At 60.9% G+C, this 16,117-nt stretch carries 17 protein-coding genes; 6 read left to right on the forward strand and 11 right to left on the reverse strand.

What is annotated here, in order from left to right; all coding sequences use genetic code 11:
- Positions 1–3 precede the first annotated feature (3 nt).
- Positions 4–1,311, reverse strand: a complete 1,308-nt coding sequence (gene glyA, locus P5689_RS01530; protein WP_035443852.1) for a serine hydroxymethyltransferase — start codon at positions 1,309–1,311, stop codon at positions 4–6.
- Between the two features lie 123 nt (positions 1,312–1,434).
- On the opposite strand from glyA, the gene P5689_RS01535 reads away from it, so the two are divergent.
- From P5689_RS01535 to P5689_RS01545, 3 genes are read left to right on the forward strand one after another with little or no spacing between them, the layout of a single operon-like run.
- Positions 1,435–2,898: an APC family permease gene (locus P5689_RS01535; RefSeq protein WP_023979219.1), complete on the forward strand. Its 1,464-nt coding sequence runs from the start codon at positions 1,435–1,437 to the stop codon at positions 2,896–2,898.
- On the forward strand, positions 2,895–3,893 hold the full coding sequence (gene hemB, locus P5689_RS01540; RefSeq protein WP_285531860.1) for a porphobilinogen synthase: 999 nt from the start codon (positions 2,895–2,897) through the stop codon (positions 3,891–3,893). The genes P5689_RS01535 and hemB overlap by 4 nt, the downstream gene beginning before the upstream one ends.
- A 44-nt stretch (positions 3,894–3,937) precedes the next feature.
- Positions 3,938–4,264 (forward strand): YraN family protein, encoded by a 327-nt coding sequence (locus P5689_RS01545; protein ID WP_023979217.1) that lies wholly within the window; start codon positions 3,938–3,940, stop codon positions 4,262–4,264.
- Positions 4,265–4,520: 256 nt separating this feature from the next.
- Here the strand turns inward: P5689_RS01545 and P5689_RS01550 are convergent, their stop codons facing one another.
- The 10 genes from P5689_RS01550 to purB form a co-directional block, all read right to left on the reverse strand.
- Entirely contained in the window at positions 4,521–4,829 is a 309-nt protein-coding gene (locus P5689_RS01550) for a hypothetical protein (protein WP_081866649.1), read from the reverse strand.
- Between the two features lie 165 nt (positions 4,830–4,994).
- Entirely contained in the window at positions 4,995–5,330 is a 336-nt protein-coding gene (gene grxD / locus P5689_RS01555; protein WP_023979215.1) for a Grx4 family monothiol glutaredoxin, read from the reverse strand.
- A 72-nt stretch (positions 5,331–5,402) separates the two neighbouring features.
- The gene (locus tag P5689_RS01560; protein ID WP_031241086.1) at positions 5,403–5,633 is read right to left on the reverse strand and encodes a BolA family protein; all 231 of its coding nucleotides are present in this window, start codon (positions 5,631–5,633) and stop codon (positions 5,403–5,405) included.
- A gap of 3 nt (positions 5,634–5,636) precedes the next feature.
- Positions 5,637–7,835 carry a phosphoribosylformylglycinamidine synthase subunit PurL gene (gene purL / locus P5689_RS01565; RefSeq protein WP_122049954.1) on the reverse strand — a complete coding sequence of 733 codons (2,199 nt, stop codon included), beginning with the start codon at positions 7,833–7,835 and terminating at the stop codon, positions 5,637–5,639.
- Positions 7,832–8,533 (reverse strand): phosphoribosylformylglycinamidine synthase subunit PurQ, encoded by a 702-nt coding sequence (gene purQ, locus P5689_RS01570; protein ID WP_285531862.1) that lies wholly within the window; start codon positions 8,531–8,533, stop codon positions 7,832–7,834. The genes purL and purQ overlap by 4 nt, the downstream gene beginning before the upstream one ends.
- The gene (locus P5689_RS01575) at positions 8,530–8,931 is read right to left on the reverse strand and encodes a Rap1a/Tai family immunity protein (protein WP_285531863.1); all 402 of its coding nucleotides are present in this window, start codon (positions 8,929–8,931) and stop codon (positions 8,530–8,532) included. Before P5689_RS01575 ends, purQ begins: the two co-directional genes overlap by 4 nt.
- Positions 8,928–9,170: a phosphoribosylformylglycinamidine synthase subunit PurS gene (gene purS / locus P5689_RS01580; protein WP_122039588.1), complete on the reverse strand. Its 243-nt coding sequence runs from the start codon at positions 9,168–9,170 to the stop codon at positions 8,928–8,930. The genes P5689_RS01575 and purS overlap by 4 nt, the downstream gene beginning before the upstream one ends.
- Positions 9,167–9,931 carry a phosphoribosylaminoimidazolesuccinocarboxamide synthase gene (gene purC / locus P5689_RS01585; RefSeq protein WP_025886165.1) on the reverse strand — a complete coding sequence of 255 codons (765 nt, stop codon included), beginning with the start codon at positions 9,929–9,931 and terminating at the stop codon, positions 9,167–9,169. Before purC ends, purS begins: the two co-directional genes overlap by 4 nt.
- A gap of 110 nt (positions 9,932–10,041) precedes the next feature.
- Entirely contained in the window at positions 10,042–11,430 is a 1,389-nt protein-coding gene (locus tag P5689_RS01590; RefSeq protein WP_023979207.1) for a sugar porter family MFS transporter, read from the reverse strand.
- Between the two features lie 98 nt (positions 11,431–11,528).
- A complete protein-coding gene (purB, locus tag P5689_RS01595) occupies positions 11,529–12,860 on the reverse strand; it encodes an adenylosuccinate lyase (protein ID WP_285531864.1) in 1,332 nt (443 codons plus the stop codon).
- 182 nt (positions 12,861–13,042) lie between these two features.
- Here purB and P5689_RS01600 point away from each other — a divergent pair, with 182 nt between their 5' ends.
- The 3 genes from P5689_RS01600 to P5689_RS01610 are packed head-to-tail and all read left to right on the forward strand — an operon-like array spanning position 13,043 to position 16,086.
- Positions 13,043–13,639 (forward strand): TerC family protein, encoded by a 597-nt coding sequence (locus P5689_RS01600; RefSeq protein WP_285531865.1) that lies wholly within the window; start codon positions 13,043–13,045, stop codon positions 13,637–13,639.
- On the forward strand, positions 13,626–15,584 hold the full coding sequence (locus tag P5689_RS01605; protein ID WP_285531866.1) for a lytic transglycosylase domain-containing protein: 1,959 nt from the start codon (positions 13,626–13,628) through the stop codon (positions 15,582–15,584). Before P5689_RS01600 ends, P5689_RS01605 begins: the two co-directional genes overlap by 14 nt.
- Positions 15,577–16,086, forward strand: a complete 510-nt coding sequence (locus tag P5689_RS01610; RefSeq protein ID WP_285531867.1) for a CinA family protein — start codon at positions 15,577–15,579, stop codon at positions 16,084–16,086. The genes P5689_RS01605 and P5689_RS01610 overlap by 8 nt, the downstream gene beginning before the upstream one ends.
- The last annotated feature ends 31 nt before the right edge of the window (positions 16,087–16,117 follow it).

A 16,117-nucleotide genomic window follows, 5' to 3' on the forward strand; every position in this document is an offset into this window, starting at 1 on the left:
TCCTCAGGCGCCGGGATAGGCGACGTCATAGATGGGGAAGCGACGGCAGAGCGCCTTTACCTCGTCATGAACGCGCTGCTCGACGCTGTCCTGCTCCGGCGTTCCGTAGGCACTCAGCACTTCATCGATCATGCGAGCGATCGTGCGGAATTCCTCAACGCCAAAACCGCGTGACGTCGCGGCCGGGCTGCCCAGACGGATACCGGAGGTAACAAACGGCTTTTCAGGGTCGAACGGGATTGCATTCTTGTTGGCCGTGATCCCGGCGCGCTCAAGAGCCGCTTCGGCAATCTTGCCCGTTACCTTCTTGGGACGCAGATCGACCAGAACGAGATGGCAATCCGTACCACCGGTCACGATGTCGAAGCCGCGCGCCACGAGTTCCTCAGCCAGAACGCGGGCGTTCTCGGCCACAGCGCCCTGATACGCCTTGAACTTCTCGCCAAGGGCCTCGCCAAAGGCCACAGCCTTGCCAGCAATGACATGCATGAGCGGACCACCCTGAAGGCCCGGGAATACGGCGGAATTGACCTTCTTAGCGATGTCCGGATCATTCGTAAGCACAATGCCACCGCGCGGGCCACGCAGCGTCTTGTGCGTGGTGCTGGTCACGATATGCGCGTGGGGCACGGGGCTCGGGAAAAGACCCGCTGCAACGAGACCGGCGAAATGCGCCATGTCCACCATCAGATAGGCGCCCACCTCATCTGCGATACGACGGAAGCGCGCAAAATCGATATGACGGGGATAAGCCGAGCCACCTGCGACAATGATCGTCGGCTTGTGCTCACGTGCAAGGCGCTCCATTTCCTCGTAGTCGAGGGTTCCGTCCTCGGCACGCACACCGTACTGCACCGCGTTGAACCACTTCCCCGAGTAGTTCGGCGCGGCACCATGCGTCAGGTGTCCACCAGCGGCGAGGCTCATGCCCAGCACGGTGTCACCCGGCTTGCCGAGCGCCATGAAGGCGGCCTGATTGGCGTTCGCGCCAGAATGGGGCTGCACGTTGGCAAACTCGACGCCAAACAGCGCCTTGATACGCTCGATCGCCAGATTTTCCACGCGGTCGACATCGACACACCCGCCGTAATACCGCTTGCCGGGCACTCCTTCGGCGTATTTGTTGGTCAGGACCGAGCCCTGCGCCTCAAGAACGGCGAAAGAGGTGATGTTCTCGGATGCGATCAGTTCAATGCCATCCTGCTGACGGATCAGTTCGGCGTTGATGATTTCTGCCACCTCGGGGTCTGCTTCATTCAGACCGCGATGATAGAAATCGTGCTGGGGGGACATGTTCTCGCGAGTAGTCATTCTTTTCTCTCCCGGAGGGGGCGCACAGACGCGGAAAATGGCGTATCACGATGGGCAATATCCCAGATTTCCCCCCGCCGCCAACCCGTTTAGCGCGGGAGAGTTGTTTTAGAGGAAGACTGAATGGCCCAGCCCCTCGCCGCCCTGTGGCGGCGCAAACCGATTGACGTGGCAACCGACGAAAAAGGCGAACACGGGCTGCACCGCGTTATCGGACCGTTTTCACTGATTGCCCTTGGGGTGGGCACGACCGTCGGGGCTGGCCTGTTTTCATTGACAGGCATTGCTGCGGCCCAGAATGCGGGGCCAGCAGTCATACTTGCTTTCGTGGTGGCCGCTATTGCCTGCGGGTTTGCTGCCTTCTGTTATGCCGAACTGGCCAGCATGATCCCCTCTGCCGGCTCGGCCTATTCCTACAGCTATGCGGTGCTTGGCGAGCTGGTCGCGTGGGTTATCGGTTGGGATCTTGTGCTGGAATACACCGTAGGGGCAGCGGCCGTAGCCTCGAGCTGGTCAAGCTATCTGGCCTCGATTCTGGGCCAGTGGAACCTGCATCCGGACCCGCGCTGGATGGCATCCCCCATGAGCATGGTGAAGCTGCCGGATGGCAGCATGGCTCATGGCTGGATCAACCTTCCCGCCATGGCCGCAATCGTGTTCATCGTCATGCTTCTGCTGCGCGGCATTTCCGAGTCCACGCGCATCAATGCTGTGGTCGTGGTGCTCAAGCTCGGAGTGGTCGGCGCCTTCATCATATTCTGCTCGCCCTTCATCAAGCCCGAGCATTTCACCCCTTTCATTCCGCCCAACACAGGCGAATTCGGTCATTTTGGCGTCTCGGGCATCATGCGGGCTGCTGGCATGATCTTCTTTGCCTATCTGGGCTTCGACATCATCGCCACCACCGCGCAGGAGGCCCGTAATCCAGAACGAACCATGCCTATCGGCATATTGGGCAGCCTGCTCATTTGCACCATCATCTATATCGCCTTCGCCTTCGTGCTGACCGGTGTCGTTGATTATCGCCAGCTCGAGGGCGATGGCAGCCCTGTGGCCACCGCCATCGATATCACCCATCTGTTCTGGCTGCAGGGCGCTCTCAAGTTCAGCATCCTGTTTGGCTATATCTCGGTGCTGATGGGGCTCATGATGGGTCAGGTGCGCGTGTTCTACGCCATGTCGCATGATGGCCTGCTACCGGCGATATTTGGCCGCCTCAGCCCACGCACGCGGGCACCATCCGTGTCTCACCTGATCTTTCTCGTGGTGACCTGCCTGCTGGCAGGGCTGGTGCCGATCTCCGTGCTCGGCAACATGACCTCAATCGGCACCCTGCTCGCCTTCGTGCTGGTCTGTGTGGGTGTCCTGATCCTGCGCATTCGTGAGCCAAACCGCCCCCGCGCGTTTCGCGCACCTGGCGGGCTGTTCACCCCGGTCTGCGGTATCCTGAGCTGCCTCGCGGTCATGGTGTCGCTGGATGCGCTCACCTGGCTACGCATGGTGGTCTGGCTGATCGCCGGACTGGTCGTTTATGCGCTTTATGGTATCAAAAAGAGCAAGCTTACTGCCGAGGGAACAACGCGATGATCACCGGATCCTTTCCACTCAGCCGTCCAAGACGTAACCGTTTCGACGGTTTCACGCGCCGCCTTGTGGCCGAAACGACGCTGACGATCGACAATCTGATCTGGCCGATCTTCGTCTGTGATGGCAAAGGGCAGCGCAGCAGTGTCGCCTCCATGCCGGGCGTCGAACGCGTGAGCGTGGATCTGCTTGAGGCTCATCTGGCCGAGGCCATCGGTCTCGGTATCCCCGCCGTGGCCCTCTTCCCGATCACCCCGACAGACATCAGGGATGCGACGGGCCGTGAGGCCACCAATCCGGACAATCTGATCTGCAAGGCAGCGCGTGAAATCAAGCGCCTGTATCCTGACCTTGGGCTGATCGGTGATGTGGCGCTCGACCCCTACACCGATCATGGCCATGACGGTCTTATCGAGGGCAATTACGTCGTCAATGACGCATCGGTAGAGATTCTGGCGCTACAGGCCATCAATCAGGCCGCAGCCGGGATCGACATCATTGCCCCGTCTGACATGATGGATGGACGCATTGGCGCGATACGCACGGCCCTGGACAAGGCGGGGCACGACAACGTGCGCATCATGTCCTATGCGGCCAAATATGCCTCTGCCTTCTATGGCCCGTTCCGTGACGCTCTGGGGTCCGGGGGGCTGCTCAAAGGCGACAAGAAGACCTATCAGATGGACCCTTCCAATTCCGATGAAGCGCTGCGCGAGGTCGCGCTCGACATCCAGGAAGGCGCAGATATGGTCATGGTCAAACCCGGCATGCCCTATCTGGACATCATTCACCGGGTGCGCGAAACCTTCGCCGTTCCGACGTTCGCGTATCAGGTGTCGGGCGAATACGCGATGCTGATGGCGGCTATCCAGAATGGCTGGCTCGACCGCGATCGCGCCATACTTGAGAGCCTGCTTGCGTTCAGGCGTGCCGGTTGTAATGGCGTCCTCACCTATTTTGCTGTCGAGGCTGCAAGGTTGCTCCGCAGCAGACTGTGACGACCGCGCGCCAAAGGCGCGGCAGCAGGGCTTTCGCCGCCGGAATGGCGGCAGAGGCTCACGCGCGCGAAACGCTCGAAAATGCGGGCTTCGTGCTTCTTGCCGAGCGATGCCGCACCCCATATGGCGAGATCGATCTCATAGCGGCGAATGACAGTCTCATCCTATTCGTTGAGGTCAAGCAGCGCCGCACACTGGATGAGGCCGCCTACGCCCTTAGGCTCCCCCAACAGCGCCGTCTTCTGGCCGCTGCGGAGTATCTTCTTCAGACACAGCCGTCATGGCAACGCGAAAACACCCGGTGTGACCTCATGATATATGACGTCGCTGGGGATGTGGCATGGATCGAGGATATTCTGAGGGACGGTTAGACCAACCGTCGAACAGCGCTGTTGCCCCTGCCCCGGACCGGCCTTGGATCAGAGACAGAGCCCCTCAAGAAGGGATCGACCGCAGTTGCGCAGCATGGCGGTCGAGTATGGTCGTCGGGAGATGCTGGCATAACGGTCTGATTGACTGCCGAAATTCAATAGCGCTGACCGGCACCGATAAATGCCTTGCCGGGGAGATCAGATATCACCCGCGCAGGAAGGCCGTTTTGGCGGGGCGCAGTAGCGCCCCAGTCGATCAGCCGTGACGGCGGGCGTGATGCTTGCTGTTTACCGGTGCCTTGGCGTGATAAACCACGGTGTGGACAAGGGCGCGACGCGACTGCGCTGATACGTGACGGGCGGCCACCTGATGAACGGCTGCGCCGTGGTGATGCGTGTAGGTGGTGACTGGGCGGTGATAGACGGGCGTAGCGGTCAGCGCATCAAGCGTCAGCTTGGAGGCTTCCCAATCAGTGATCTCTCTTGCGCTTGCACCATGAGAGGCGAAGGCTGCCCCAACGGCGACGACTGAAGCTGCAAGTTTAAGACCCGATAGACGCCGCATTTTTTCTTCCCTCTGAATGACTTCCGCCACGTTAGTCAGGACTGCGAAAGTACAACAAGAGGCCTCGGGAAGAATTTTTTACAAGAAGATTTACCGTTGCAATACTGCCACAGTTTAAGACGAAACCGTGGCAGTGTGCAGAGTTTATGGCTTAATCAAGGCAGATCAGGACACCTTTTTGGCGATCTGCTTTTCTTCCAGCAGAGACTCCAGTTCGCCGCTCTGGAACATGTCGGTCACGATATCGCAGCCGCCGATGAACTCACCCTTGATGTAAAGCTGCGGCACTGTCGGCCACTGCGAAAAGTCCTTGATGCCCTGGCGCAGTTCCGGGCTGGCAAGCACATTGGCCGTCTCGAAATCGACGCCCATGTGCCCGAGGATCTGCACGACGCGTGCGGAAAAGCCGCATTGAGGGAACAGCTTGTCACCCTTCATGAAAAGCATGACGGGATTGTTGTCGATAAGCTGCTGAATCTGCTGGAAAGTAGCTTCGGCCATGGATCGCTCCTGTGCGCGAGATGCGCGTTGGGTCAATAATCGCTTAATTATAGACCCAACTGGTCTCGATTGTCAGGGGGTTTGTGTTTTGAGGGCCAGAGCGTGCAGCTCTGTCCCCATACGACCACCAAACGCGTCATAGACGAGCTTGTGCTGGCGGACCCGTGGCAGCCCCGCGAAAGCGGTGCTGGTCACGGTTGCAGCATAATGGTCCCCATCACCCGCGAGATCATGAATCTCAATCACGGCATCAGGTAGGGCAGCCTTGATGGTGCGTTCGATTTCTTCGGCGCTCATTGGCATGGCTCAGCGCTCCATCAGCTTGGGGAAGAACTCGGCATTGACCTTGCGCATACGCTCGGCCGACAGGCTCATACCGTCGGTCAGAACCAGTGAATCACCCCCTGAACGTCCGAGATGGCGCACTGGCACATGAGCCTTTTCAGCTGCGTCGATCAGCGCGGTAGCATGCTTGGTGGCCACCACGTAGCAGGCCTGATCCTCGCCGAAATAGTAGGCATGAAGGCTGGTGCCGTGATGCGGCTTGTCAAGATGGCAGCCAACGCCGCTCGCCATGACCATCTCCGCCACGGCCACAAGCAATCCGCCATCGGCGATGTCGTGGCAGGCCTCGATGCGCCCTTCCCCGATCATCTTGCGCACGAAGTCACCGTTGCGACGCTCGGCGTGAAGATCGATGATCGGCGGGGCACCATCTTCGCGATGGCAGATCTCACGCAGCCATAGCGACTGGCCGAGCTCACCACGGATTTCACCGATCAGCACGAGCTCGCACTGCTCAGGCATGCCAAGACCAATCGCCTTGGTCACATCGTCGATCACACCGATAGCGCCGATGGCTGGCGTCGGCAGGATCGGCTGGCTCAGACCGCTGGGATGGCTCGTCTGATTGTACAGCGAGACATTCCCGCTCACGACCGGGAAATCCAGCGCACGGCAGGCCTCACCCATGCCTTTGATGGCATCGGCGAACTGACCCATGATCTCCGGCTTTTCCGGATTGCCGAAGTTCAGGTTATCGGTCACGGCCAGCGGCAGCGCACCCGTTGCCGTAATATTGCGCCAGGCTTCTGCAACCGCCTGAGCCCCACCCGCATGCGGGTCAGCCTGACAATAGCGCGGCGTACAATCGGTCGTCATGGCAAGACCGCGCTTCGTGCCCTCGACACGAACGATGGCAGCATCGGCCGCACCGGGGCGACGGGCCGTCTGGCCACCGACACCGCTGTCATACTGGTTCCAGACCCAGGCGCGCGAGGCGAGATCCGGGCAGGCCAGAAGGGTCAGCAGCGCATGTTCGACACCCGCAGGATCGGCCACCGTGCCCAGACGCGCCGGCTTTGCAGCGTGCGTCATGGGACGATGGTAGAGCGGTGCCTCATCAGCCAGTGGCGCAAGCGGAATATCCGCTTCCGTCTTGCCAAGATGCTTGACCGTGATATGCGCCGTGTCGGTCAGCACGCCGACGATCGCGAAATCGAGGTCCCATTTTTCGAAAATGGCGCGGGCCACGTCAGTGCGCTCAGGCTTGAGCACCATGAGCATACGCTCCTGGCTCTCCGACAGCATCATCTCATAGGCCGTCATGCCGGTCTCGCGCTGCGGCACCTTATCGAGGTCGAGCTCGATACCGACACCGCCCTTGCCCGCCATCTCGACAGCAGAGGATGTGAGGCCAGCCGCACCCATATCCTGAATCGCCACGATAGCGTCGGTCGCCATCAGTTCGAGACAGGCCTCGATCAGCAGCTTTTCGGTGAACGGGTCACCCACCTGCACCGTCGGGCGCTTGGACGCCGCATGCTCGTCGAATTCAGCAGAGGACATGGTGGCACCATGGATGCCATCGCGCCCTGTCTTGGAGCCGACATAGACCACCGGATTGCCGATACCCGCAGCAGCCGAGAGGAAAATGCGATCCTGACGGGCAATACCAACGGTCATGGCGTTGACGAGCGGATTGCCATTATAGGCCGGGTGGAAGTTGATCTCACCGCCTACCGTGGGCACACCAACACAGTTACCGTAGCCACCAATGCCACGAACCACGCCATCAATCACGCGCTGCGTCACAGGAAGCGACGGGTCACCGAAGCGAAGTGCGTTCAGATTGGCAACGGGGCGCGCGCCCATCGTGAAGACGTCGCGCAGGATGCCACCCACGCCAGTCGCCGCGCCCTGATAGGGCTCGATGAACGACGGATGGTTGTGGCTCTCCATCTTGAAGACAGCCGCAAGACCGTCTCCAATATCCACAACACCGGCGTTTTCACCGGGGCCATGAATGACCCAGGGGGCCGTGGTGGGCAGGGTCTTGAGATGCACGCGTGATGATTTGTAGGAGCAATGCTCCGACCACATGACCGAGAAGATACCAAGTTCGGTCAGGCTGGGCACGCGGCCCATGATGTCCAGAACCTTCTGGTACTCCTCGGCAGAGAGACCGAAGCGGGCGGCAAGTTCAGCGTTGACGATCATGCTCATGCGACGAGACTCTTCACCAGACCCGAGAACAGAGGCACGCCATCTGTCGCGCCAAGATCGGGATCGACCAGGTTTTCAGGGTGGGGCATCAGGCCGCAGACGCGCTTGTTGGCGCTCAGGATGCCTGCGATGGAGCGCTGGCTCCCATTGGGGTTGCTCACGCGGTTCGCGGCATCAAGCGTGCCCTTGGCGCAAACATAGCGGAAAGCCACGCGATCTTCACCCTCGAGGCGATCGAGCTCGGCTTCCGAGGCCGTGTAGTTGCCGTCACCATGAGCCAGCGGCGCACGGAAGACATCGCCCTTGATCCAGTCACGCGTGAAGGCCGTATCCTGCGTCTCGACGCGCAGGAACCCGTCCTGCGAAAGGAAACGCATCCCCGCATTACGCAGGAGCGCCCCTGGCAGAAGCTGGGCTTCGGTCAGGATCTGGAACCCGTTGCACACGCCCAGTACATACCCGCCGCGCTCGGCAAAGGCACGCACCTCGCGCAGGATCGGCGAATGGGCGCCCATGGCACCCGAACGCAGATAGTCGCCAAAGCTGAACCCGCCCGGAAGGACAATCAGGTCCAGATCGGGAAGGCTCGTATCACGATGCCAGAGCATGGTGGGTGCCTTGCCGCTGACGAGACGAAGCGCCTGCTCCATGTCGCGCTCACGGTTCGTGCCAGGGAAAACGACGATACCGGCCTTCATGGCTTCCCTCCCTGACCCGAACACGGATAGGCTTCGTGCAGAGCCGCAAAAACGGATTTGCCAACAGGGAATTTCAGGACGTCCTGATGAGCCTTGAGCCAGGACAGCACCTTGCCGCGCATGGCATCGGTTGTTTCGGCGTCAGGAACGCAGAAACCGACCACCGTGCCGCCATCGCCATTGCTCTTGGCGTTCAGGGCCGAAAGCGCACCTGAATCAGCCATGCCGGCAATGTAGGCATCACAGACGGCCTTGCCCTGAGGCTTGGAGCAGATGGCGCCAAAGCGACCCGCCTGCATGGAAGAGAGACGATGCTCATCAGCCTGAGCCACACCGGCCAGGCCGCCTGCTGGCAGTGCAAGCGCAACTGCCGCCAGAAGAGCCAGCTTGCGGGTCATCCAACAACCTCGACAGCGAAATCTTCGATCACGAGGTTCGCCAGAAGCTCACGGGCCATTGCCTCGCCCTGGGCGAGTGCCTTTTGACGGTCTTCGGTCGCGATCTCGAGTTCCATGGTCTTGCCCACGCGCACTTCGCCGACATTGGCAAAGCCCAGCACCTCAAGGGCGTGCCCAATGGCCTTGCCCTGCGGATCGAGCACGCCTTCCTTCAGCATGACATTGACGCGAATTTTCATTGCATGACCTCCGGTCCTTTGAGATCGCCGTTGCCGGCCTCGGGCAGAATGCCAAGGCGGCGGGCGACTTCCTGATAAGCTTCCTCGACACGGCCCATATCCCGACGGAAACGGTCCTTGTCGAGCTTCTCGCTCGTCTTGGTGTCCCACAGGCGGCAGTTATCGGGAGAAATTTCGTCGGCGAGCACAATACGCATCTCGTCGTTTTCCCACAGGCGACCGAATTCGAGCTTGAAATCGACAAGCTGGATGCCGATGCCCTGGAACATGCCCGTGAGAAAATCATTGGTGCGCAGCGCATAGGCATTGATCTCATCGAGATCCTGCGCATTGGCCCAGCCAAAGGCGGTGACATGCTCTTCCGACACCATCGGGTCGTTGAGCGCATCGTTCTTGTAGTAATATTCGAGAATCGACCGGGGCAGACGCGTACCTTCGGCAAGGCCGAGGCGCTTGGCAATCGAGCCCGCAGCCACGTTGCGCACAACAACTTCGAGGGGGATGATCTCGACTTCGCGGATCAGCTGCTCGCGCATGTTCAGGCGACGAACGAAATGAGTCGGAATACCGATTTCGTGCAGGCGAAGCATGAGGTGTTCGCTGATGCGGTTGTTCAGCACGCCCTTGCCGGTGATGATCCCTTTTTTCACGCCATTGCCGGCGGAGGCATCATCCTTGAAATACTGAACGAGTGTGCCGGGCTCTGGCCCCTCGAACAGGATCTTGGCTTTTCCTTCATAGAGCTGACGACGGCGTGCCATGACGATCTTTCAAAAACGGTGAACGGCGTTGTCCCGCATATAGCAGCGGAGCAACGCCGTTCATACCCATGATCGTCCCCTGTCGCCATGACAGGAGAGCGCCTGTCGTCTTATTCGGCCGCAGCAGCCTTGGCGCGAGCGATGGGCGCGAAGGTGCCGTCACGCAGGGATGCCTCGAGCTGCTCCAGCGAACGGCCCCGTGTCTCGGGCACATAACGCAGCACGAAGAAGAACGAGACGGCATTCACGGCCGCGAAGAGCCAGAACGTCCCGCCAGCGCCGAGCGCCTTCACCATGCTGAGCGTCGTGAGAGAGATGATCAGATCTGCACCCCAGTGGCTGGCAGCAACAAGGCTCATGCCTGTGCCACGGCAGGACAGCGGGAACACCTCGGCACCCACCAGCCAGATCGCCACGGAAAGACTGCCGACGTTGAACACGACATAGCCCACCACGGCAGCGGCAGTCACAAATGCACCCCAGCCATGGGTCTGGCCGGTGAAGAACATGAAGCCCAGCAGAACGAGCGAAACGACAGCACCGGGGATCATGCGGAGCATCAGGGTACGACGCCCCCAGGCATCGACAGCCCAGCCGCCGAACGCGACCGTGCCAACCATCGAAACACCGACCGCAACCGAGGTCAGCAGAGCGGATGACTGACCAAAGCCGGCATCGGCAAAAATGGTCGGCGCGTAATACATGACCGCGTTGATGCCGGTAAGCTGGCACAGCAGTGCAATACCGACGGCCGCGATGGTAGCCGGACGAACCCAGGGCTTGAACACTTCGGAAAGCGGGGCCTTCTCGTCGTGCTGATCCTGGATTTCCTGCAGTTCGCGGTCAGCTTCGGCATCGGTGCGACGCACGCTACGCAGCACAGTGCGAGCGCGCTCGAATTCACCCTGCATGGCCAGCCAGCGCGGGCTGTTGGGCAGGAAAAGCATACCGACAAAAAGGATGACCGCCGGGATGACACCCAGGCCGAACATCAGGCGCCAGGAGTAATCCTGAAGCAGATAGCCGGTGATGAAGGAGATGAGCTGACCAAAGGCAATGGCAAACTGGAACGCAACCACGAGCGAACCGCGACGCTCGGGCGGCGCGATCTCGGCAATATAGATCGGCACGATCTGCGATGATGCGCCAATGGCCAGACCAAGGATCAGACGGGCAAAGGTCAGGATGGCAACCGTATGCGCGAAGGTCACGATCACCGTTCCGATGAGGAACAGCGTCGCCGCAGCGATGATCGTACGACGACGACCCAGACGATCCGAAAGCGGTGCTGCCGAGATACAACCGATCAGCGCACCGAGGATAACGGCCGAGGTAACGATCTCGGCGCTTTCCGTGGTTAGCTGGAATTGCGGGGTGAGCTGAAGCAGGGCGGCTGAGATGATACCTGTATCATACCCGAAAAGGAGGCCGCCCGTCGCCGCGATAACGGCGATGAAGTTCGTTAGTGCATGCCCTCGTGGGCGCGATGTGGAAGCCATTGGTCAGCTTTCGTCTTGGTCCGGATGAACGTGCTTGAGATTACAAACACGTTACTTCCACAATAAGACACCACAAGGTCAACACACAATGTGGGAAGTTAACCAAAAACCTTGTCATAAATGCGGTCTACCGCAACAAGATGTCGTGTGCTGTCCATCGCCTCGTCCAAGACGCGGGAGTCGACGCGGCCAGCAACCTCGGGATCCGCATCCAGATTCTCACGGAAGCTGCGACCTTCGGGTGTTCCGAGTTTCGTCCAGGTCTCCATCGCATTGCGCTGAACAATACGATAGGCGTCCTCTCGCGAAATGCCCGAGCGGGCAAGAGCCAGCAGGACCTCGCCCGAATGGACGACACCGCCCAGCGATTCGAGATTGGCCATCATGCGCTCGGGATACACCACCAGCTTGTCCATCATGCCTGCCAGGCGCATCAGTGCGAAATCGAGGCCAATCGTGGCATCGGGGCCGATGTTGCGCTCGACAGAGGAGTGGCTGATATCGCGCTCATGCCAAAGGGCCACGTTTTCAAGCGCCGGGATAACGTGCGAGCGGATCAGACGCGCCAGACCGGTAAGGTTCTCTGAAAGCACCGGATTACGCTTGTGGGGCATGGCCGAGCTGCCCTTCTGCCCGGGATGGAAGAATTCTTCCGCCTCGCGCACTTCCGAACGCTGAAGATGACGCACCTCGACAGCCAGACGCTCGATACCGCTCGAAATCACGCCAAGTGCACAGAAGAATGCGGCATGACGGTCGCGCGGGATGACCTGCGTCGAAACATCTTCGGCGGCAAGGCCGAGGCGCGCTGCCACGAATTCTTCCACACGGGGGTCGATATGGGCGTAGGTGCCTACAGCGCCAGAAATCGCGCAGATGGCAATTTCCTTGCGGGCCGTCTGCAGGCGCTCACGGTTGCGGGCGAATTCGGCGTAATGGCCAGCGAGCTTGAGCCCGAAGCTGGTCGGCTCGGCATGGATGGCATGCGAGCGGCCGATGGTGACGGTGTTCTTGTGGGCGAAAGCCTGCTTCTTCAGTGCGGCCAGTACGGCATCGAGATCTTCAAGCAGCAGGTCGGTTGCCTGAACGAGCTGGACCGAAAAGCACGTGTCCAGAACGTCGGAGGACGTCATGCCAAGATGCACGAAGCGGCTCTCAGGGCCGATCTTTTCGGCCAGCCATGTCAGGAACGCGATCACATCATGACGCGTCACGGCCTCGATCTCGTCGATACGGGCCAGATCCTCGTCCGAGAACGCTGCCATGGCGGCGTCACCACGCTTGCGAATGACCTGCGCCGCTTCCTTCGGCATGTCGCCCAGCTCTGCCATCGCCTCACAGGCCAGCGCCTCGATCTCGAACCAGATACGATAGCGGTTGGCAGGCGACCAGATGGCGGTCATTTCAGGGCGGCTATAGCGTGGCACCATGACGGTAAGGCTCCTTCGGGAAGAAAACGCTGCGAGAGCGGAGAGTCCGGATCGGGCCCTCTTACCGCAATACGCACGCCACGAACACCTTCCAGGCGAACACCCTGCGTTGGGGTGCGAATAATTGCGCGCACCCCGTCTGGCCGCTAGGCTTCGGGCCCTGAAGATATGTGGAGGATAATGTGGCGCCTGATCTCACCTGGCACGCCCTGATCGCGCTTGCCCAGGTTGTCATGATCGACATCACCCTGGCAGGCGATAATGCCGTCGTTATTGGCATGGTGGTGCGCGGCTTGCCCGCAGCCCAGCGACGCAAGGCCATCATCGTGGGGGTCGCGAGTGCGGCGCTCATGCGTATCGTGCTTGCCCTTGTGGCGTCGCAACTGCTGGCCGTTATTGGCCTTACCCTTGCGGGCGGGCTGTTGCTGCTCTGGGTTTGCTGGAAAATGTACCAGGAGATGCGCCACCCCGAACCCGACGAGGGGGAAACGCGCAGCGGCACGCTGGGTCAGGCAATCTTCCGGATCATCCTCGCCGATCTGTCAATGAGCCTCGACAACGTGCTGGCTGTTGCGGGTGCCTCGCTGGGTCATCCCTACGTGCTTGTGACTGGTCTCGCTTTCTCTGTCGTGCTCATGGGTGTAGCGGCGACGCTCGTGGCAAACCTGCTCGAACGCTATCGCTGGATTGCATGGCTGGGGCTCGCCATCGTGGCCTTTGTCGCCTGTGAGCTGATCTATAAGGGGAGTATCGAGGTGGTGCATCATGTCGCGGGTTAAATCCCTCCTTCTGACCAGCACGCTTCTTCTGCTTGGCGGCTGCAGCACCCACGCTCAGGAGCCCGCCCCACCGGTTGCCGAGGCCGCAGCCCCGGATGAGACCGGGGACGGCTCAGCAACATCCTCGATAGTGCCCCCCGTTACCAGCGCACCGGGGGATGTCGCCTCACGGCTCGACTCCTGGCTTGCCCTGATCCAGCCTGATCCCGGGATTTCGGCGCGCGCCTATGCAGATTTTCTGGATATCACCCCCGCGTGGCCCGAGCGCTCCGTCATGTTGTCGCGCTATCAACAGGCGCTGGCAACGCGCACGAGCGACAGCGAACTGGCGTCACTCTGCCCACGCGAGCCGCTTACTGGTGCCCAGGCCTTCATGCGTTGCGCGACCCTTCTGCCCGACGCTGCCAGCCAGGCGCGGCGCATCTGGCGTAACGGCGCGGATCGGGAGACCGATTCCAGCCTCATCCTTGCGGAATACGCAACGAGCCTGACACCTGATGATCACTGGGCGCGTTTCCAGCGCCAACTGCGCACACGCCAGTTCACAGCAGCAGGGCGACAGATCCCGCTGCTGGCTCCTTCCCGGCAGGGAACAGCGCGTGTGCTGATCGCGCTGCTTTCCAACGCCCCGGATTCAGCCGCGCAATTCGCATCCCTGACTGACGCACAACGCGCTGAGCCACAGATCATGCTGACGCGCCTGCGGCAGCTTCGTCGCTATGAGACGCCGGATGTCGCTTTCGCCCTCTGGCAAAGCAACGGCTTTGCCGTCCAGAAGCATGCGCCGTCAAGCGACTGGACCAATGAGCGCCTTGGTCTGGCGCGCGCTTTCCTCATGCAGGGCAACGTACCGCAAGCGCGTATCCTGGCCGACGATACGACATTACCCCTCAGTGCTGCCCCGGCGCTCGAGGCCCGCTTCCTGCGCGGCTGGATCGACCTGCGTTTTGTCAAAAACCCAGCCCAGGCACGGGAGGCGTTTTCTCCCCTCACCCGTCAGACGAGCCTGATCACCAAAAGCCGGGGCTATTACTGGCTTGGACGCGCCTACGCTGCGGAGGACGCACAGAGCGAGGCCAATGCCGCGTGGCGACAGGCGGCTACAATGCCCACGACATTTTATGGGCAATTGGCACAGGCCGCGTTGTCAGGGAAAAGCGATACACTGCTCCCCGATGGCGGCGACGTGCCCGGTCTGGCTCAGGCCCTCGCACGCGTGCCGTCGCTCTCCAGCGGCCCGGTCTCGCGCGGCGACCTGATAGAAGCTGCCCGCCTGCTTCATGAGCGCGGTGACGATGACCACGCCCGTGAATTCCTGATGATGGGCTATGCCCAGGTGCAGGATGCCGCCGGTCAGGCGGCACTTGCCCGGTTCAGCCTCTCCATCGATGTGCTCGAACCTGCTGTGTTCGCCGCGCGTCGCACAGGTCGTCTGGGCGCCGCCCTCTATCCCGAAGGCTGGCCCGTTCTCAATGGCGTTCAGGCCGAAGGGGACGGCCTGCCACATGGGCTCGCCCTTGCCGTGGCGCGTCAGGAAAGCAGTTTCGACGCGCATGTTTCGAGCCCGGCCAAGGCCATCGGCCTGATGCAGCTTCAGACAGGCACAGCACGGGATGTCGCCCGCCGCGCGGGGCTTGCCGGGGTCGATACGAGCGCCAGTGGCCTACGCGACCCTTCAACAAACCTCACACTGGGGCGCGCCTATCTGGCGCAGCTTTTGCAGCGCTTCGGCAATGTCGTGCCTGTTGTTCTCTCCGCCTATAATGCGGGGCCGCATCGTACCGATCAATGGCTGGCCAGCCTCCCCCTGCCCCAGCCCCTTACTCAGGAGGGAATGGTCGACTGGATCGAGAGCCTGCCCTACGAGGAGACACGCTCCTATATCCAGCGCGTCGAGGAAAACATGGCGCTCTATCGTGTTCTGGAGGTCAATCATCGTGGCTGAATCAGCTCTCGTTCCAACCAGCCTGACAGAAAAGGCGCAAGCCGTTCTTGATTTCCTGCGTCAGCGTGGGGTCCGCCTTGTGACAGCGGAAAGCTGCACAGGGGGACTGATTGCGGCAACACTTACATCGCTTGCAGGATCGTCAGACGTGATCGAGGGCGGGATCGTCAGCTATTCCAATACCATGAAAATGGATGCTCTGGATGTTGCGGAGCGTACCCTCGAACGTCACGGTGCCGTCAGTGAGGCTGTCGCAACAGAGATGGCCATTGGAGCCCTCGACCGCGCTGAGAACGCGACCATCGCTGTTGCCGTCACCGGTATAGCCGGTCCGGCGGGCGGCACGGCGGACAAGCCCGTCGGCACGGTCTGCCTGTGTGTTATGGAAGGGACCAGAAATCCCGTTCTGGAAACGGCTCATTTCTCCGGTGACCGCAATGATGTGCGCGCGGCCACGGTCGAGCGTGCCTTCGACCTGATCCTGACCCGCCTCGGCGCATAAGCACCCGCCGCACATATGCCTGATCTCGTGC

Source organism: Asaia sp. HumB, from assembly GCF_030263835.1.
Classification (GTDB): domain Bacteria; phylum Pseudomonadota; class Alphaproteobacteria; order Acetobacterales; family Acetobacteraceae; genus Asaia; species Asaia bogorensis.